This window comes from Streptomyces sp. NPDC102283, assembly GCF_044766265.1.
Classification (GTDB): domain Bacteria; phylum Actinomycetota; class Actinomycetes; order Streptomycetales; family Streptomycetaceae; genus Streptomyces.
Map to the genome: position 1 here is coordinate 271,401 of NZ_JBIWLQ010000005.1, position 17,189 is coordinate 288,589.

General features: G+C 71.7%; 16 protein-coding genes and 1 pseudogene. 10 read left to right on the top strand and 7 right to left on the bottom strand.

The features are described 5' to 3' along the window. Positions 1 to 23 precede the first annotated feature (23 nt). Positions 24 to 1,454 carry a DUF4157 domain-containing protein gene (locus ACIRJT_RS12665; RefSeq protein WP_403907915.1) on the top strand — a complete coding sequence of 477 codons (1,431 nt, stop codon included), beginning with the start codon at positions 24 to 26 and terminating at the stop codon, positions 1,452 to 1,454. On the opposite strand, the gene ACIRJT_RS12670 is transcribed toward ACIRJT_RS12665, so the two are convergent. Continuing rightward, positions 1,409 to 2,524 (bottom strand): hypothetical protein, encoded by a 1,116-nt coding sequence (locus tag ACIRJT_RS12670; protein ID WP_403907917.1) that lies wholly within the window; start codon positions 2,522 to 2,524, stop codon positions 1,409 to 1,411. The genes ACIRJT_RS12665 and ACIRJT_RS12670 overlap by 46 nt on opposite strands. Before the next feature lie 331 nt (positions 2,525 to 2,855). Then, positions 2,856 to 3,299, bottom strand: coding sequence for an ATP-binding protein (locus ACIRJT_RS12675; RefSeq protein WP_403907919.1), 444 nt, complete (start codon positions 3,297 to 3,299; stop codon positions 2,856 to 2,858). Positions 3,300 to 3,463: 164 nt separating this feature from the next. Here ACIRJT_RS12675 and ACIRJT_RS12680 point away from each other — a divergent pair. The 4 genes and pseudogenes from ACIRJT_RS12680 (at position 3,464) to ACIRJT_RS12695 (ending at position 7,471) form a co-directional block, all read left to right on the top strand. Continuing rightward, a pseudogene (locus tag ACIRJT_RS12680) lies at positions 3,464 to 4,337 on the top strand (helix-turn-helix domain-containing protein). Further along, a complete protein-coding gene (locus ACIRJT_RS12685; RefSeq protein WP_403907921.1) occupies positions 4,334 to 4,543 on the top strand; it encodes a DUF397 domain-containing protein in 210 nt (69 codons plus the stop codon). Before ACIRJT_RS12680 ends, ACIRJT_RS12685 begins: the two are co-directional and overlap by 4 nt. Before the next feature lie 68 nt (positions 4,544 to 4,611). Continuing rightward, positions 4,612 to 5,493 carry an alpha/beta fold hydrolase gene (locus ACIRJT_RS12690; protein WP_403907923.1) on the top strand — a complete coding sequence of 294 codons (882 nt, stop codon included), beginning with the start codon at positions 4,612 to 4,614 and terminating at the stop codon, positions 5,491 to 5,493. 436 nt (positions 5,494 to 5,929) lie between these two features. Next, the gene (locus tag ACIRJT_RS12695) at positions 5,930 to 7,471 is read left to right on the top strand and encodes an alanine/glycine:cation symporter family protein (protein WP_371623945.1); all 1,542 of its coding nucleotides are present in this window, start codon (positions 5,930 to 5,932) and stop codon (positions 7,469 to 7,471) included. A gap of 57 nt (positions 7,472 to 7,528) precedes the next feature. On the opposite strand, the gene ACIRJT_RS12700 is transcribed toward ACIRJT_RS12695, so the two are convergent. The 3 genes from ACIRJT_RS12700 to ACIRJT_RS12710 form a co-directional block, all read right to left on the bottom strand. Then, on the bottom strand, positions 7,529 to 8,380 hold the full coding sequence (locus tag ACIRJT_RS12700; protein ID WP_403907925.1) for an EamA family transporter: 852 nt from the start codon (positions 8,378 to 8,380) through the stop codon (positions 7,529 to 7,531). Further along, positions 8,377 to 8,895, bottom strand: coding sequence for a YbaK/EbsC family protein (locus ACIRJT_RS12705; protein ID WP_403907927.1), 519 nt, complete (start codon positions 8,893 to 8,895; stop codon positions 8,377 to 8,379). Before ACIRJT_RS12705 ends, ACIRJT_RS12700 begins: the two co-directional genes overlap by 4 nt. Before the next feature lie 67 nt (positions 8,896 to 8,962). After that, on the bottom strand, positions 8,963 to 9,799 hold the full coding sequence (locus tag ACIRJT_RS12710) for an AraC family transcriptional regulator (protein ID WP_403907929.1): 837 nt from the start codon (positions 9,797 to 9,799) through the stop codon (positions 8,963 to 8,965). A gap of 54 nt (positions 9,800 to 9,853) precedes the next feature. On the opposite strand from ACIRJT_RS12710, the gene ACIRJT_RS12715 reads away from it, so the two are divergent. Together ACIRJT_RS12715 and ACIRJT_RS12720 are read left to right on the top strand one after the other, a co-directional pair. Further along, on the top strand, positions 9,854 to 11,059 hold the full coding sequence (locus ACIRJT_RS12715) for an MFS transporter (RefSeq protein WP_403907931.1): 1,206 nt from the start codon (positions 9,854 to 9,856) through the stop codon (positions 11,057 to 11,059). Between the two features lie 37 nt (positions 11,060 to 11,096). After that, entirely contained in the window at positions 11,097 to 11,708 is a 612-nt protein-coding gene (locus tag ACIRJT_RS12720; protein WP_403908245.1) for an exonuclease domain-containing protein, read from the top strand. A 4-nt stretch (positions 11,709 to 11,712) separates the two neighbouring features. Here the strand turns inward: ACIRJT_RS12720 and ACIRJT_RS12725 are convergent, their stop codons facing one another. Continuing rightward, a complete protein-coding gene (locus ACIRJT_RS12725; RefSeq protein WP_403907933.1) occupies positions 11,713 to 13,350 on the bottom strand; it encodes a penicillin-binding transpeptidase domain-containing protein in 1,638 nt (545 codons plus the stop codon). Positions 13,351 to 13,649: 299 nt separating this feature from the next. Here ACIRJT_RS12725 and ACIRJT_RS12730 point away from each other — a divergent pair, with 299 nt between their 5' ends. After that, complete coding sequence (locus tag ACIRJT_RS12730) at positions 13,650 to 15,080, top strand: hypothetical protein (protein ID WP_403907935.1); 1,431 nt, start codon at positions 13,650 to 13,652, stop codon at positions 15,078 to 15,080. A 48-nt stretch (positions 15,081 to 15,128) separates the two neighbouring features. Here the strand turns inward: ACIRJT_RS12730 and ACIRJT_RS12735 are convergent, their stop codons facing one another. Continuing rightward, positions 15,129 to 15,974: a hypothetical protein gene (locus ACIRJT_RS12735; protein ID WP_403907937.1), complete on the bottom strand. Its 846-nt coding sequence runs from the start codon at positions 15,972 to 15,974 to the stop codon at positions 15,129 to 15,131. A gap of 245 nt (positions 15,975 to 16,219) precedes the next feature. Between ACIRJT_RS12735 and ACIRJT_RS12740 the strand changes: the two genes are divergently transcribed. Both ACIRJT_RS12740 and ACIRJT_RS12745 read left to right on the top strand, forming a co-directional pair. After that, complete coding sequence (locus ACIRJT_RS12740) at positions 16,220 to 16,723, top strand: hypothetical protein (RefSeq protein ID WP_403907939.1); 504 nt, start codon at positions 16,220 to 16,222, stop codon at positions 16,721 to 16,723. A gap of 169 nt (positions 16,724 to 16,892) precedes the next feature. After that, on the top strand, positions 16,893 to 17,048 hold the full coding sequence (locus tag ACIRJT_RS12745) for a hypothetical protein (protein ID WP_010059700.1): 156 nt from the start codon (positions 16,893 to 16,895) through the stop codon (positions 17,046 to 17,048). Positions 17,049 to 17,189: the final 141 nt, after the last annotated feature.

Sequence of the window (17,189 nt, forward strand, 5' to 3'; positions counted from 1 at the left end):
CCCTCAGCCGCGAAGAGGTCTCCATGTACAGCCAGGACGGCGCCCGAGAGCCCGATGTCAAGAACAGCAAGGTTCCGGTGCAGACCGCCAAGCCCGTCGAGGCGGGTGGAGTACCGGTCAACGGCCCCTTCGCCCTCCAGAGCACGATCGGGAACGCGGCCGTCGTTCAACTGCTCCGAGCGTCCGGCCGCCTCCAGGACCAGGGCCAGGACCAGGACCGGCACCGGCACGGCGACGGCTGCGGCCACGAGCAGGCCGAGCAGGCAGAGCGGGCCGGACAGGCCCCCGTACAGCGTTCGGCCGTCCACGGCGTGCTGCGCGGTGCGGGGCGGCCGCTGGACCGTGCCACCCGCACCGACATGGAAGCCCGGCTCGGGGCGGACTTCTCCGACGTACGCATCCACAACGACGCCGCAGCCAAGGCCTCCGCCGCCGAGATCGGGGCCCGCGCCTACACCTCCGGCAGCCACGTCGTCATCGGCGACGGCGGAGGTGACAAGCACACCCTCGCCCACGAGCTCACCCACGTCATCCAGCAGCGTCAGGGACCCGTCGCCGGCACCGACAACGGGTCGGGGCTCAGCGTCTCCGACCCCTCCGACCGCTTCGAACGCGAAGCCGAGGCCAACGCCACCGCCGTGATGCGGGGACCGGCCGCGATCCAGCGCCTGGCGGAGGGCGCGGAGGGTACGGAGCACGGTCCGGCCTCGGGTGCCCGCTCGGAACGGTCGGACCCGGCGGTGCAACGGGCCAAGAAGGCCAAGGGCGAGGCCGCACAGCAGCCGGGGGCCTCCTTGCAGGGAGAGCACATCTTCAACGCGTTCCACGACGTGGCGGCCAGGGCGGCGGCAAGCCTCAGGAGCAGGCTCGACGCCCGCCAGAACCTCCTCAGGCAGAGCGCGCCCCACATGTCGCGCGAGGACAGGGCCTCCGTGAAGGACTTCAAAGCACTGCACACGGCGGCGATAGCAGCTCTGAACGCGCTGGATGCGGCGGTGGGACCTGCGGCGACCGGCCGCGACAACAGGGACTTCCGCGCGGCCATGGTGGGCGCGACGAAGAGTTCTGACGGGGACCAGAACTCCATCGAATACGGGGCGTTCTCCCAGAGGATCGACCGCGCGATCCAGCGGTGCGGTTCCAGCCTGTGGGCGAACACGGATCCGCTGGGTGATTTCTCCCTCGGCATGATCACCGATCAGGTGGCACGACAGAACAAGCGCGGCGAGTTCAGCGAGCCCAGGGCGAGGCAGTTCGACGCCTGGTACACGCAGACGGCGACCGCCATGACCGATCTGTTCGCCGCTCTGGTGGCTGCGGGGGACGCGGTCCACGCCGTACTGCTGTACACGAACGCGGTGGTCGGGGTGAACTCGGCCGACGATCCGATCCCCGTCGACTACACCGCCTACGAAGAGGACGACAACGCCGGCGAGGGTCCGAGCGGCACCTGAGCAGCGCGCGACCGGTCTTCGCGGCAGTCGCGACAGTGGCCGGGGGTGGGGGAGCGGAAGGCGCGTTCGCAGGCGTCGCAGGTCTGGAAGGGCGTGACGGTGATGCGGGGGCGGGCGAGTGCGGCGAGGTCGCGGATGCCTGGAGGCGGTGGTGGGAGCAGCTCGGTGAGCCGGTACTTGAGGAGTTTGGCCGGGTGCTTGAGCGGGTGGGGCGGGTCGTCGGTGAGGGCGTGACGGATGGCGTCGGGGCGGGCCGCGCGTTCGAGCCAGGCCGCGACGCCGGGGACCAGTCGACGGACGTCGTCCTCGGAGAGCGTGAACTGGGGCGCGTGGCGGTGCAGGTCGCTGAGGAACGCGGTGGCCGCACGGTCGAGTTCCGGGGCGGGCTCGCTGGGGCGGGGGAGCGGGCGGGGCGGCGGCTTGGGTGCGGTCGGGGGCGGGACCAGCGGTACGAAGAGTGGGGGCGGGGCCGTGGGCGTTACGAAGGAGGGCGGCGGCGGTGCGGGCGGAGCTGCGAGCGTCTCGGGTGCGGGCGGCTCGCACTGGGCGGGCAGCCTGGGCTGTTCGGGCTGGTCGGGCGGCATGGGTTGTTCGGGCCTCGCCGCCGGTGCGGGGGCCGGGTTCGGCGCCTGTGTTGGTGCCTGGGCCTGGGCCGGTGCCTGGGTGTGAGGGGGTGCAACTGCCGGACGACGGGGGCGTAAGAGCGCTGTGGGTTGGTTGCAGAAGACCGTGCGGGTGATGACCCGGCCGCTGGGAAGCCGTTCCCGGAGGCGTTGCAGGTAGCCGAGGGTTTCCAGTTCGCGCAGGGCGGTCGCGATGCGCTTCTCGCCTTCCCGGCAGTGGGCGGCGAGTGCCTTGATGCCGACTTCCGCGCCTTGGGGCAGTGACTGGATGCGTACGGCGATGCCGACTGCGGTGCAGCTGAGGTCGGGGTGTTGGGCGAGGTGGTTGCCGACGACGGTGAAGCGGTCGGTGTGCGGGATGGCGATGTGGATCACGCCGGAGGTGGGCAGGGGTCCGGGAATCTCTGCCAGGGCGCGCGTGAGCGCAGTATTCTGCTGGGTATCCATCGGGAAGCGGCTTTCTTCCTTGGTGGTCAGGCCCTCGGTCGGGATTGCAGTCCCGGTCGGGGGCCGACGTATGTCGGGTGGGGTGTTGCTGGCGTGAGCATATGCCGGACAACCCGCCCGAAAGCGAGCCGAGTTGGCAAACCTCACCCGTGTGGGTGACGAGCCCCTGGGATGCGTCAGGTGGTCGCCGGGGGTGGGTCGGGTGGGGTTCTTTCTCTTGTTTCTTTGAGTAGTTGATGTCGCGCTTCACCAGGTCGCGGCCGAGAACGATCCGGTCGGGGGTCCATCGGGAGGCACCGGGTCGCGGCAGCGCACGACCCGGCGGAAGCCGTCACCGTACGAGGTCGATCTCCGCCCATACGGTCTTACGGGGAACGGGCCCGGAAGTGATGCCCCAGTGGTCGGCCAGAGCCTCCACGATGAGCAGGCCCCGCCCTGTCTCCGAGTCGTCGTCCTCGGGCGGCTTCACCGCTCCCGGTCCGGGCGGAATGCTGTCGCCGCGCGTGTCCGTGACCTCGATCCGCAGCGTGCCTCCGCCGACGGTGAGGCCGAGTTGGAAGTCCCGGCCCTTCACGCGCCCGTGCACCGTGGCGTTCGCCGCCAGCTCCGCGACGATGTGCGCTGCCGTCTCCGCCTCGGACGGGAGCCCCCACGCTCCGAGATGGGCTGCGGTGAGCAGTCGAGCCAGCCGGGCCCCTCGGCGGGTGGGGGAGAGCAGCACGGTGAACGCACGCTCGACGGGGAGGTGTTGGGTGCGGGTGGTTTCTCGATTCATGTCACTCAGCGTGGCCGCCTCTGCGTACTGTGCCCAGTGACCGAGCCCTTGCGTACGGTGAGTGTCCAGGGCTTGTCCGGCCTTGTCCCGGCTGTCCCCCGTGACGTACGGGGCAGGGGCGCGGTTGGGAGAAGGACGACAGGCGCGTTGGAAACGGGGCTCGCATGAGTGTGGTCGGCGACGGCACGGAGCGTGGGGACGGCGGGGTGGACGAGCCCGGCTGGGACGTCGATCCCGATGACGAGCCGGGTGCGGCGGTGGTCGCGGCGGTGGGCCGCCAGATCAAGGCCTGGCGCGAGGCGGCGGGCCTGCGGGCGTGCGAGCTGGGCTCCGCCATGGGGTACGGCGAGGACCTCGTCTACAAGGTCGAGGGAGGTCGGCGCATCCCCCGTCCTGAGTTCATGGACGCGGCGGACCTTGCGGTGGGCGCGGACGGAAAGCTCGCGGCGATGAAGTCCGATTTGGCGGAGGTGCGGTACCCGAAGAAGATCCGGGAGCTGGCGAAGCTGGAGGCCGCAGCGGTGGAGGTGCTTGCGTACGGCAACAGCAGCGTCCATGGGCTGTTGCAGACGACCGAGTATGCGCGAGCGTTGTTCTCGATGCGCCAACCTGCCTACCCGCAGGAGGAGATCGAACGTGGAGTTGTCGCGCGTATGGCTCGGCAGGCCATTTTCGAGCGGTCACCCGCCCCGACGCTCGGATTCGTCCTGGAAGAGGTGGTGCTCCGGCGTCCCCTCGGAGGCAAGATGGTGTTGCGTCGCCAGCTCGAACACCTGCTGATCATGAGTGCGTAACGTGACCGTGCAGGTGATGCCGATGGATCGGGAAGAGCACGCAGGAATCGATGGGGAGATCCAGGTGCTGAAGTTCAAGGACGGCACGGCGGTAGGGCGTTCCGAGGGGGCGTTCGGCGGTCGCCCGGTCTCGGATCCGAAGCAGGTCCGAATCCTTGATCTGCGGTGTGGAATGATCCGTGCCCAGGCTCTCACCCCTCCGGAGTCGACGGCCTTCATCGAGAAAGTGCTGGGAGAGACATGATGTGCAAGCCGTTCGCCGGGGAAGCGTCCGACCTGCGGTGGTTCCGGAGCAGTTACAGCGACAGCAGCAACGGCAGCGAGTGCGTCGAGGTCGCGACCGTCCCGGACGCCGTTCACGTGCGCGATTCCAAGAACGCGCGGGGCCCACGTCTGGCGGTCGCCCCCGCCGCGTGGGCAGGCTTCGTCGCGTACGCCGCGGCGCACTGACCTCACCGCCCCGATCGCGAGGTGCGTGGCCTCCGATGCGGATATCGCCGCCGACCAGGACGGGCCTCATGATTTCCGTGTACCGGAGCGAACAGGCGCGAGCGGAAGTGCGGCGCTGGTGCGTGAACCGGATCGACGGTTCGGGCCTGGCCGCTGCCCGCAGCGAGGTGGTCACCTCGGCGGGGGTCACCGGAGTCGTGACCGCAGGGCCGGAGCCGCGCGAAGGGGAGCCGAGTGTCGTCCTGCTGCCGGGGACGAACATGAACGCCGCTCTGTGCCTGCCGGTGGCGGAGGCGATCGCCCGGGAACGGCATGTGGTCGTCCTGGACCTGCCCGGTCAGCCGGGGCTCAGCGCGGACCGAAGGCCTCGTGCCAAGCGCTCGTCCTGGTACGGGAAGTGGCTGACCGAGGCACTTGCGCGGGCCGCGCCCGGGCCGGTCGTCGTCGTGGGGCATTCCCTGGGCGGCGCGGTCGCCCTCGCCTGCGACGCCCCGCAGATCGTCGGCCGGGTGCTGCTCGCCAGCGCCGGCCTGGTCCGGCTGAGGGTGCCCGCCCCTCTTCTGGCCGCCACGGTCCCCTGGCTCCTGCGGCCGACGGTCGCCCGTTCGGCTGCTTTGGCGCGTCGCATGGCGGCGCCGGGGCAAGGGCATGTGGCTGACGTCCTGGGGGAGTGGATGGACCTCGTCGGACGCTGCTGCCGTACCAGCCTCGCTCCGCCTCCCCTTCCGTCCGGCCTGCTCGAACTGCGGGGCTCCGTGCCCACGTTGGTCGTCGCGGGGCGGTTCGACCCCTTTCTGCCGCCACGCGACCTGGGTCCGGCCGCCCGGCGTCGGCTCGGTGCGGAGTTCAGGGTGATCGAGGGGGCGGGGCATCTTCTGTTGGACGAGTCGCCGGAGGCGGTCCTCGCCGCGATCCGGGAGTGCTGCGCGGCCGTCGCGACGGGTCGATGAGCCGCGCCGGTCTGTCTACGCGGCGACCGGCGGGGTAAGCGAGGTGGAACACTCCCTCCGCCCGGAGGCGATACCCCCTCCGACCTGCCGATAGGTGTCCGATAAACGTAACTGCGGTTCCACGTAACGGTGACCTCGTCTGCCCGGCATCTTCACGCGCATTACCCGAGAAAGTGATCTGCATCACTAAAGATCAGGTAAAAAGCGTGGTACAAATGCCCAACTTCCTAGGCGGAACCCTCGCCGAAGCACAGTGCCGGGACCGCCCCGGTGACAGGCCGGAGCGATCGTCGCCGTCGTCCACTCCATGGGACACGCCGAATCGCCGACCGGTCCACGGCGTTCGCTCAACCCTCCAGATACGTCCCCCCATCGCACACCGAACGGCGAAGACACCCCACCTGTCCGCCGTTCCCGCGTCATCGAGGTAGCCAACGTGTCACTCGAATCCATAACCGAGAACGTCGACGAAGCCGTCAGCGGGTTCTTCGAACCGATAGCCGAATGGCTCGGCGAGATCGTCTTCTACGCCGTCCCCGTCGGCGGGACGGATCTCCCGCTCATCGTCGCCTGGCTGGTGGTGGCGGGCCTCGTCTTCACCGGCTGGTTCGGATTCGTCCAGGTGCGCAAGTTCCGCCTCGCCATCGATGTGGTGCGCGGCAAGTACGACGACAAGGACTCGGCGGGCGAGGTCAACCACTTCCAGGCGCTGACCGCCGCCGTCTCCGGCACGGTCGGCCTCGGCAACATCGCCGGTGTGGCCGTCGCCGTCTCCATCGGCGGTGCCGGTGCCACGTTCTGGATGATCCTCTGCGGTCTCCTCGGCATGGCCACCAAGTTCGTCGAGGTGACCCTCGGCGTGAAGTACCGCGAGGTCCACGCCGACGGCACGGTCTCCGGCGGACCGATGCACTACCTGCCCAAGGGGCTCGGCGAACGCTTCGGGAAGAACGGCAGGACCTTCGGCAAGGTCCTCGCCGTCCTCGCCTCGATCATGATCCTGTTCTTCGGGCTCTTCGGCGGAAACCTCTTCCAGGTCAACCAGTCCTACGCCCAGCTCGTCTCCGTCACCGGCGGCGAGGACGGGGCGATGGGCTCCTCCGCCGGGGCGCTCTTCTTCGGCGTCCTCGTCGCCGCCCTCGTCGGCATCGTGCTGCTCGGCGGCATCCGCTCCATCGCCTCGGTCACCAGCCGGCTCATCCCCGCGATGGCCGGGATCTACATCGCCGCCTGCCTCGTCGTCATCCTCGTCAACGTCACCGCCGTGCCCGCCGCGTTCGGCACGATCATCGAAGGCGCGTTCAACCCCGAGGGCGTCGCGGGCGGTGTGCTCGGCGCACTGATCATCGGCTTCCAGCGCGCCGCGTTCTCCAACGAGGCCGGCCTCGGCTCCGCGCCGATCGCCCACTCGGCGGTCAAGACCAGGCACCCGGCCAGCGAGGGCTTGGTCGCCCTGCTGGAGCCGTTCATCGACACGGTCGTCATCTGCACCATGACCGCGCTGACCATTGTCATCGCCAACCCGGCGAGCTGGGGCGAGGCGCGCGACGGTGAGTCGATCGGCGGCGTGACGATCACCTCGGACGCCTTCGAGACCGTGCTGCCCTGGTTCCCGTACGTCCTGACCGTCGCCGTGCTGCTCTTCGCGATTTCCACGGTGCTCACCTGGGGCTACTACGGACTCAAGGCCTGGACGTACCTCTTCGGCCGCAGCCGCACCAGCGAGACCGTCTTCAAGTCCCTCTACACCCTGCTCGCCGTCTCCGGGTCGCTGCTCACCCTCCAGACCCTCATCGACCTGGCCGACGCGGTGCTCTTCTCCCTGGCCGTCGTCAACATCATCGGCCTCTACCTCCTCGCGCCCGTCGTCAAGCGCGAGCTGAACACCTTCCTCGCATACGTCCGCACCCGGCAGGCCGGCGGAACGGACGGCGACGACGGGGACAAGGACGACGAGCCGTCCAAGGCGACCGTCTGAGCCCGACCACTCACGACCGATGCCCCTCGCCCCGACCGTCACGCGGGGCGGGGGGCCTCAACTCGTGTGCAGCATCAAGCCGATGCCCACCACCATCAGCCCCGCCGCCGCGATCCTCGGGGCCCCGAAACGCTCCTTGAAAAACAGCGTGCCGATCGCCGCGCCCACGATGATCGACGACTCGCGCAGCGCCGCGATCGGGGCGAGCGGGGCCTTCGTCTGGGCCCAGAGGACCAGCCCGTACGCGACCACCGACAGGGTCGCGCCGATCAGGCCGCGTACCGCGTAGGGCCGCAGCCGCGGGAGGAGTTCGGCGCGGTGGCGGTAGTACGCGTACGCCGGGATGGCCAGGCCCTCCAGGATCATCAGCCACGCAATGTAGCCCAGCGGGGTGCCCGAGGCGCGTACGCCGACGCCGTCGACCGTGGTGTATCCGGCGATGGCCAGGCCCGTGCCGAGGGCCGCCGCGATCGCCGGCCAGTGCGGGCGTTTGCCGGAGCCCCGGATGCCCCACAGCGCCAGCCCGACCAGCCCGGCCGAGGCCACCGCGACGCCCGCCGTGGCCCAGGCGTCCGGGCGCTCGCCGACGAACACCGCCGCCAGGACCGTCACCACCAGCGGGGCCGTGCCCCGGGCGATCGGGTACATCTGCCCGAAGTCGCCGAGCGTGAACGAGCGCATCAGCAGCAGCATGTACAGCACGTGCAGGGCGGCCGACGCCCCCAAGTACGGCCAGGCCTCCGCCGCCGGGAACGGGGCGAAGAGGGCCATCGCCGCGCCGATCAGCAGACCGCCGCCGGAGATCAGCGTGAACGAGATCAGCTGATCCTTGATCGCGTGCGCGATGGCGTTCCAACTGGCGTGCGTGACAGCGGCCATGAGGACCGCGAGAGCGACCAGAGGGGTCACTTGGCGGGCTCGCGCACATCCGCGACCGTCGCGCCCGCGTGGGCGATCAGCGTTTTCGGGTCGAGCGGGAACACCGTGTGCGGGGTGCCCGCCGCCGCCCACACCACCGCGTGGTCCAGGAGGCGTCGGTCCGCCAGGACCCGGGTCCGGGTGGCGTGGCCGAAGGGCGGTACGCCGCCGATCGCGTAACCCGTCGTCTCCCGGACCAGGTCCGCGTCCGCCCGCTTGACCTTCTGCGCGCCCAGCTCGCGCCGTACCAGCTCGACATCCACCCGCGAGGACCCGTCCATCAGGACCAGCACCGGCACGCCGTCCGCCGTGAAGACCAGCGACTTGACGATCTCGCTCAGCGAGCAGCCGACCGCCGCCGCGGCCTCCGCCGCCGTACGGGTCGCGTCGGGGAAGCGGCGCACCTCGACCCGGAGGCCCAGCCCGGCCAGGGCCTCGGCGAACCGGGGGTGGGCGGGGGAGACGGGGGCGGCGGGCACGGTCTCGGGGGATTCGGGAGTGCTCATGGCTGCACGCTAGCGGTCGGTGCAGTGTGCATGCGAGGGGGCTCCGGGTGGTGGGCGCGAGGCGGCCTCACTCCGTCCGGTGGGAGCCCGGGGTGTGGCCGAACGTGCGGCGGAACACCTCGATGAAGGCGCTGGTGGACGACCAGCCGCACTGATGCGCCACCGCGGTCACCGGCGTCCGTTCGGTCAGGAGGATCAGGGCGTGGTGGAGACGGAGCTGGGTGCGCCACTGCGGGAAGGTCATGCCGAGGTCGCTGCGGAACAGCCGGGACAGGGTCCGGTCGCTCGCCCCGACCCGGCGGCCGAGTTCGGCGAGCGTACGGCTGTCGCCCGGGTCGGCCTGGAGGATGTCGCACAGGGCGCGCAGCACGGGGTCGGCCGGCGTGGGCAGGTGCAACGGCTGCTGGGCGGAGGCCCGGAGCTGGTCGAGGAGTACGGCGCGCAGGCGGGCCCGCTCGGGGCGGTCGTCGTCGCCCTCGACGCGCGTGTAGGCGATGAGCAGCTCGCGCAGCAGGGCGCTGACGGCCAGCACGGTCGGTGAGTCGAGGCCGAGCGGATTCTCGGTGACGGGAAGGCCCACCAGGTGCAGATCGAGTTCGCCGTAGGCCCGGTGTGCGTGGACGACGCCCGCGGGGACCCAGATCGCGCGGGTGGCCGGGGCGACCCAGGAGCCCGCGCCGGTCGAGACGGTCAGCACCCCGCGGCCCGCGTAGACGATCTGGTGGTCGTCGTGCCGGTGTGCGTCGATCGAGCCGCCGGGCGCCAGCCGCCGGGTGCGGGTCGGTGCCACCGGATCGTGCCGGATGGCGGCGTGCCCGATGGAAGCCCGTGAGGCGGCGGCCTGTGGGACGGCGGCCTGCCGGACGGAGGCCTGGCGGAGGGAAGCCTGGCGGATGTTCGTCATCACATGGCAGTTTATCGAAAGCGCGACACCGGCCTCGGGCCGGAACATGGCGGGATGCGAAGGAACACGCCGATCGTGCTGCTGTCCGTGGGCCATGCCTGCGTCGACATCTACCAGGGCTCCGTCGCGGCCCTGGTGCCGTTCTTCATCGCCGAGCGCTCCTACTCCCTCGCGGTCGCCTCGGGCATCGTGCTGGCCGCATCCCTGCTGTCCTCCGTGGCGCAGCCGCTGTTCGGCATGCTCACCGACCGCTGGGCGATGCCGTGGCTCCTGCCGGCCGGCACGCTGCTCGGCGGTCTCGGCATCGCGCTCAGCGGCCTCAGCGGCTCCTATCCGCTCACCCTGGTGTTCGTCGCGCTGTCGGGCATCGGAGTGGCCGCCTACCACCCCGAATCCGCCCGCGTCGCCCGGATCGCCGGCCGGGGCAGCCACCGGGCGATGGGCTGGTTCTCCACGGGCGGCACGGTCGGCTTCGCGCTCGCCCCGCTCATGGTCGCCGCCGTGATGAGCGTCGGAGGGCTGCGCTGGACGCCCCTGCTCGTGCTGCCCGCCCTCGTCGGCGCCGCGTTGTGCCTGCCGGTCGTGCGCGTCCTCCAGCAGCGGCAGGCCGCCGGGTCACAGGCGCCGTCGCCGCCGGCCGGGCGCGACGACGTCGCCTCCTTCGTGCGGCTGTCCCTGGCCGTGGTCTTCCGGTCGATCGCGTTCATCGGCCTGAGCACCTTCATCGCGCTGTACGTCCGCCAGCGCCTGGGCGGCGGCATCGCCGTGGGGACCGCGGCCCTGTTCGTGCTCTACCTCGGCAGCACGGTCGGCGCGGTGCTCGGCGGTTCCCTGGCCGCCCGGTGGGAGCGGGTGGCGGTCGCGCGCTGGTCGTACCTGGCCACGGCCGCGGCCGTCGCGGGCGTGGTGTGGGTGCCCGGCCCGGCCGTCTTCCTGTTCCTGGCGCTGACCTCGGCCGGTCTGTACGTGCCGTTCTCGCTCCAGGTGACGCTCGGCCAGGACTACCTGCCCTCCCGCGTCGGCACCGCCGGCGGGATCACGCTCGGTCTGACCGTCAGCATCGGCGGCCTGGCCAGTCCCGCCATCGGCGCACTCGCCGACGCCACGTCCCTGCGGACCGCCCTGGCGCCTCTCGTGGCGATGCCGCTGCTGAGCTGGCTGTTCTTCCGCACCCTGCCCGAACCGGGTGTGCCGGGGGCCGGGTTGCCCGGGGCCGTCGCCGCCGCGCGCTCCGGGAGCGGGGCGGCGAAACCCGGATGACCCGGGGCGGGGGTATTCCTACGCTCGCCCCATGGACATGGGGGCGCGGGGCGAACGGGACGAGCGCGGTGAGCAGGACGAGCAGCGGCGGCACGTCGACCACCTGCTGAACGTGGTCGACGTCGAGGCCACCTGCTGGGCCGGGCGGCCGCCGCCCGGCCAGGTCAGCGAGATCATCGAGATCGGCCTCACCGTCGTGGACCTCCGCGCCGGCCAACGGCTGGCCAAGCACCGGCTGCTGGTCCGGCCCGCACGCTCGGAGGTCAGCCCGTTCTGCACGGAGCTGACCGGGCTGACGCAGGCGGAGGTGGACGGCGGCCTGCCCTTCGCCGAGGCCTGCCGGGTGTTGGCGGCCGTGCACCGTACGGGGCTTGTGCCGTGGGCGAGTTGGGGCGACTACGACCGCGACCAGTTCACGCGCCAGTGCCGGGCGACGGGTGCGGAATATCCCTTCGGGCAGCGGCACACGAATGCCAAGGTCGCCTTCACCGCTTCGTACGGGCTGCGCCGCCGCCCCGGCATGGCCCAGGCACTGGAGGTGGCCGGCCTCCCGCTGGAGGGCCGCCACCACCGGGGCGACGACGACGCGTGGAACATCGCCGCCCTGGTGCTGGACCTGGCGGGGCGGGGGGACTGGGCGGCCAGGTAGGGCCTCAGCCGCCCGCCTTCAGCACCTCCGCGACGACCGGGCCCGCCGCGTCGCCGCCGTGGCCGCCGGTCTGGACGACCGCCGCGGCCGCGAGGTCGTTGCTGAATCCGGTGAACCAGCTGTTGGAGGTCTCCTGCCCGTCGACCTCCGCCGAACCGGTCTTGGCGCCCTTGTCGCCCCCGACCGAGGCCATCGCCTTCGCGCCGGTGCCCCAGGCGGCCGTGGCCCGCATCATCGTCGTGAGCTGCTGGGTGACGGACGGCGACAGCGAGCGCGAGGCCGTCGCCAACTGCCGGTTGTCCAGGGACTGCGGGACGATCACCGGCTGACGGAACATGCCGGTGCGGGCGGTGGCGGTGATGGACGCCATGTTGAGGGCGTTCATCTGGACCGTGCCCTGGCCGATGTACTGGGCGGCTGCCTCACCCTGCACTTCCTCCGGCACACTGCCGTCGGTCGTGACGACGCCGGACTTCCAGTCCAGACCGATCCCGAAGACCTCCCGCGCCTCCTTGGCGAGCGCCGAGTCGTCGTCGACGTCGTCGATCAGCTTGACGAAGGCGGTGTTGCACGACTTGGCGAAGCTCTGCGTGAACGTCGAGCCGTCCGGCAGCGAGAAGTGGTCCAGGTTGTGGATCGTGCGGGTGTAGTACCTGGCCTCCTTGGGGCACTCCGCCGCCCCGTTCGCCGTGACCAGGCCCTTCTCCAGCAGCATCGCCGCCGTCATGATCTTCAGCGTGGAGCCGGGTGCCTGCTTGCCCTGCAACGCCGCGTTGAACCCGGTCGCCGGGTTGTTGGCCACCGCGCGGATCGCCCCGGTGGACGGCTTGACCGCGACCACGGAGGCCTCCGCGTACTGCTTCACCGCCCGCTCCGCCGCCGCCTGCGCGCCCGCGTCGATCGTCGTCTGGACCCTGCCCGGCTTGCCCTTGGCCAAGGTCAGCAGGTTGACGTCCGGCTGGGTCTCGTCGGCGGGCTCGATCCACGTCTCGATGCCGGGCGAACCACCCGCGCTCTCCCCGTACTTCTCGCGCAGCGTGTCCAGGATCGGCCCGAGAGAGGGGTACTTCTCCTTGGTCAGTACCTTCCCGCTGTGGTCGACGGCCTCGATCGTCGGCGTAGAGGACTCGCCCGTCCTCAGCGTCGCGCCCTCCGTCAGCTGCGGGTGCACGACCGTCGGGGCCCAGTCGACCAGGGCCTTGCCCGTCGTCAGGCCGCGCACCACGGTCAACTCCGAGGCGTACGAAAGGGGCTTGGACTTCCCGTCGTACGAGACGGTGGCCTTGACCGTGTAGGGCACCTTCGTGCCGACGGCCGGGCCCGGGGTGATCTTCACCTTGCCGATGCGGGCGTCCTCGCCGTACGAGGCGAGCACCGGCTCCGAGTCCGTCTCGTTGTTGGTGAGGAGCGACGCGGTCCTCGCGTCCCCCGTCGCCCACGCGTCGAGGAAGCCCTTCGACGTCTGGGCTATCTCCTCCGCGCTCGGCGGCCCCGTCTTCACCTTCGACGACTCGGACGCGCTCCGCGTACCCCCGTCCCCGCCGCCCGTGTCCCCGAGCATGCTGTACGCCCCGTAGCCGATCCCTCCGGCCACCAGGACGAACGCTCCGCCGATCACGGCGACCTTCGCTCCACTGCGCATCTCGCAGTCCCCCTCCCCAGGAGAGCCCCCCAAACACCTTCAAGGGGCAACCGTGAGGAACCCTAAAGGCTTGCGGCAGGAGGCGAGGGCGTTGTTACCGGACCGGAATGCTTGTCCGGAAAGCGCTCTCCGCGGTGCGGCGCCGTGTGCGGTGGCGTGATGCCGTGCGATGCGGTGCGAGGCCCGCGTGATGCCGTGTGGGGGAGGACCGGCGTGGGAAGACTGGCCGGTAGTGCACGGGGGAGCGAGCGTCGGGGGGCGTACGGCATGAGCATGCGGGGGCGCGCGGCGGTGGTCCGGTGACGGCGTACCCCATCAAGCATCTGCCGACCGGGATCCTGCCCGAGGGCGCATCCGACACCTGGACCGTGACCGGGAGCGGCGTCGCCTCCCGGCTGTCCGGTGGCATCGCCACCTGGGCCGTGACCGACGCCGAGCGCTGGCGGAGGGCGGCGGTCCCGGCCGTTCTCGCCCCGGCCGTGGGCGGCTGGATCCTGGCCGTGCTGGTGGCGGCCGCGTACGTCCTGCTGTTCGGGATCTCCTCCGCGTCCCTGGCCTGGCACGGCGGGCCCGGGGACGGGGGCGGATCAGGGGTCGGGTCGGGGACGGACTGGCTGAGGTATCCCGGGCTGGTCCTGCTGACCGCCCTGCCGCTCTGGTACCGGTACGTTCCGGTCGCGGCCGTGCCGGCGGCCCTGCTCGTCGCCGGGGAGGCGGGCCGGGCCCTGGCCCGGCCCGGCGATGTGGACGCTCCGGCGTCGGCCGGATGGCTGGTGGTCCTCGCCGCCTGCGCCGTCGCGCTCACGGGAAGCTGCCTCCGGCTGCGGGCCCGCCGCCGGCAGCGGGCCCTGGCCCTCGCCGCGGCGGGAGGCCGCCGCTTCCCGCTGCCCAAGGGCACCCCGGAAACGGACGGCCACCGCGGCCACCAGCAGGTCTATCTCGGGCTGGCCCTCTGCCTGGTGGCCGCGGGCATCCTCGTCGAGGGCCTGTTCGGGGAGCCGTCCGACGCCGGCGTCGCCTACGACGCCGTCGGGCAGCAGCGCATCGCCCTGGTACTCCTCGTGGCCGGGACGTCCTTCTACGGCCGGGGCCTGCTCGCCCACCGGGCGGCCCGGCGGCTGTTCGGGGAGGAGCAGCCGGCCCTGATCGTGGGCGTGCGCGCCGGGGCGGACGGGCGCCACTGGGTCTGCGCGGACGCCCGCACCCGCACCGCGCCGCCCCTGATCGCGTACACGCCCCGCGGGAGCGACACCCGCGAACGGACCCGGCTGCTGGGCAGCGGCTCGGCGTACGGGGCGGGGAACGGGCACCACGACATCGACCCGAAGCACGAACCCTTCGAAGCGGTGCTGTACGGCACCCTCGCGGAGGGCGACGAGGTCGTGCTCGCCTACGCCTGCGCCGAATACCACCGCCACCAGGAGATGGGGCGGATGTACGCGACCGTGACCACGGTCCCGCTCCGCCCGGACCGCCGCCACGGGCTGGGCCCGTGGGAACCGGCGGACGGCGCGGCCCGGCAGCAGGAACGGCTGCGCGAGGGCCGCGAGCGGGCGGAGCGCTACCGGCGGGCGCAGCGCGAGGCGGAGGAGCGCCGCAAGAACCCCCCGCCCCGCTCGTCACGCGGGTCGAGCGGGCGCGGCTCCGGCAACCGGCACAACGGGGGCGGCTGCGGATCCAGCTGCGGGTCGAGCTGCGGAGGCGGAGGCGGCGGCTGCGGGGGCGACTGACGCCCCCGGCGGCCCCCGTCGCGTCCCACCGGCTGCCGCCCCACCGCCCTACTGCGCCCAGTCGAAGGCGTCCGACTCCAGGTCGATCTGCGCGTTGCCGCCCCCGAGGTTGAACCCGCCGACGCCGTCCTCCAGCTCGAAGACGTACGGGGTCAGCCCCTCGGGCATCCCCTGGCAGGGCATGATCGTTCCGCCCAGGTGCGAGGTCCCGTCGATGGACGACCAGAACTCCTGGAGCTGCTCGTCCTCGGAGGACCAGGCGGCCACATAGCCGCCCGCGCCGTCCTCCGACGGGGCGATGCCGGTGTTGGGGTCGCCGGTGCGCTCGCCGAGCCAGACCGTGGTCTCGGGGGCGCTGTCGTCCCAGGCGTTCCGGCCGCGCCTGTAGTGGTCACCGAGACCGGCCGGGCGGAGGTCGGCCGGAGGATCGATACGGGGCGCGGTGAACTCCTCGGCGGTGAGCCACAGCAGCGCGTGCGCGCCGCCGATGAGGTCCTCCAGGTCCCGCTGCTGGGGATGGCGTGCCGCGGCCGTCGCGGCCACCGCGGCGAGGAACGGATCGGCGGCCTGCTCGGCGGTGGGCGCGGTGCCCTCCAGCAGCGCGGCGACGCCTTCGATGGCGGTGGCGACATGGTCGTCGGCGTGGAAGAGGGACAGGGCCACCAGGTCCTCGCCCTTGCGCCGGTAGTCCTTCGGCAGTTCGAGGGTGATGACATGGGTCATCGGCAGCCCGGTGACGGGGCTCCGGGGCCACGCGGCCGTCCCGATGCCGGGCGCGCGACCGCCGCACCACCCGGCGACGCGGGCGTCGGGCAGGTCGGTCTCGATGGCCTTGCCGGGAAGGACCGTCAGTTCGTCCACGGATTCCCCGAACCCCAGTTCGTACGCCTTCACCGTGTGCCTTCCGTTCGACTGCGACGGCGCTCAACCTACGCGAGGGCACCGACACTCCGGTCGTGGTTGCCGACGACGGGCAGCCGGGGCCGGTCCGTCAGTGCCGACATCACTCCCTGAAATCACTCCGGGCACCCGCCTACCCTGCTCGGACACGAGGAAGCGAAACGTCAGCTCGGCGCCGACAGGCATTGAGCGGGGCGGACGCGGGACAGCACAAGAGCGGGCAAGGGGGGCGGAGCCAGGTGGACGGCGAAGTGAACGGGGGCGCGTCCGGAGTGCGCGCCCCGGCGTACGCGGGTACGGCCGGCGGCGGCGCGAGCGGGCTGGGGCCCCGCACGTCCATGGTGATGTCGTTGGCTCTCGGACTCCTGCTGGGGGCGCTGTCGGCGCTGGTGATGTTTCCGGCGGCACAGCACCTGCGCTCCCTCCAGGGCGGCGAGCGGGCACAGGCGACCTTGCACACCAGCGGCGCGTGCATGTCGGGCCAGTGCGAGGTGCGATTCGAGGCCGGCGGGCAGACCGTGGTGGCGGACCTCCCGGTGGGCAGCGGAGGCGGCAGGCAGTCCGTCGGCGCCACCATGGCGGTCCGGTACCAGGCGGACGATCCGCAGGTGGTCGCCCGCGAGGACGACACGGGGGGTGGCGGTGCGGCCCTACTGGCGTGGATCTCCGGCGGGACGGCGGTGCTCTTCCTGGCGATTGCGGGGGCGGCCGCGGTCTTCCTGGCGCGACAGCGGCGATCGTGACGGCGATGATGTGTAAGCGATGTGTGAATGCCGAATTGCCGGGCACCAGGACCTTCGCAACGAGGTTCTGGCGACATTCGGAGCCGGGTGGTACCGGTGAGGTGCACTGAGGCCGTTGTGAAGCGCAGGCGCATACGCGTCTGAACTGACTTGACGATGGGAAACGAAAATGATCATCCTCGGACTTATTCTGCTGATCATAGGACTGCTTGTCGGTATGGGGCTCCTGACGACCATCGGCGGCATCCTCATTCTGGTGGGTGCCATCCTGTGGATCCTGGGTGCGACCGGCCGCGCGGTGGGCGGGCGAAAGCATTTCTTCTAAACCTTCGGGTTCAGAGCAGAAACGCGGGGGGGGGGGGGGGGGGGGGGGGGGGGGGGGGGCCCGGCGCCCCGGGGGGGGGGCCCCCCCCCCCCCCCGGCCCGCGGCCCCCCCCCCCCCCACCCCCACCCCACCCCCCCCCCC

Excerpts from the sequence above, each read along its gene's own strand:
- ACIRJT_RS12665 (WP_403907915.1), top strand. The coding sequence starts at position 24 with ATGTACAGCCAGGACGGCGCCCGAGAGCCCGATGTCAAGAACAGCAAG.
- ACIRJT_RS12670 (WP_403907917.1), bottom strand. The coding sequence starts at position 2,524 with ATGGATACCCAGCAGAATACTGCGCTCACGCGCGCCCTGGCAGAGATT.
- ACIRJT_RS12675 (WP_403907919.1), bottom strand. The coding sequence starts at position 3,299 with ATGAATCGAGAAACCACCCGCACCCAACACCTCCCCGTCGAGCGTGCG.
- ACIRJT_RS12685 (WP_403907921.1), top strand. The coding sequence starts at position 4,334 with ATGATGTGCAAGCCGTTCGCCGGGGAAGCGTCCGACCTGCGGTGGTTC.
- ACIRJT_RS12690 (WP_403907923.1), top strand. The coding sequence starts at position 4,612 with ATGATTTCCGTGTACCGGAGCGAACAGGCGCGAGCGGAAGTGCGGCGC.
- ACIRJT_RS12705 (WP_403907927.1), bottom strand. The coding sequence starts at position 8,895 with ATGAGCACTCCCGAATCCCCCGAGACCGTGCCCGCCGCCCCCGTCTCC.
- ACIRJT_RS12710 (WP_403907929.1), bottom strand. The coding sequence starts at position 9,799 with ATGACGAACATCCGCCAGGCTTCCCTCCGCCAGGCCTCCGTCCGGCAG.
- ACIRJT_RS12715 (WP_403907931.1), top strand. The coding sequence starts at position 9,854 with ATGCGAAGGAACACGCCGATCGTGCTGCTGTCCGTGGGCCATGCCTGC.
- ACIRJT_RS12720 (WP_403908245.1), top strand. The coding sequence starts at position 11,097 with ATGGGGGCGCGGGGCGAACGGGACGAGCGCGGTGAGCAGGACGAGCAG.
- ACIRJT_RS12725 (WP_403907933.1), bottom strand. The coding sequence starts at position 13,350 with ATGCGCAGTGGAGCGAAGGTCGCCGTGATCGGCGGAGCGTTCGTCCTG.
- ACIRJT_RS12745 (WP_010059700.1), top strand. The coding sequence starts at position 16,893 with ATGATCATCCTCGGACTTATTCTGCTGATCATAGGACTGCTTGTCGGT.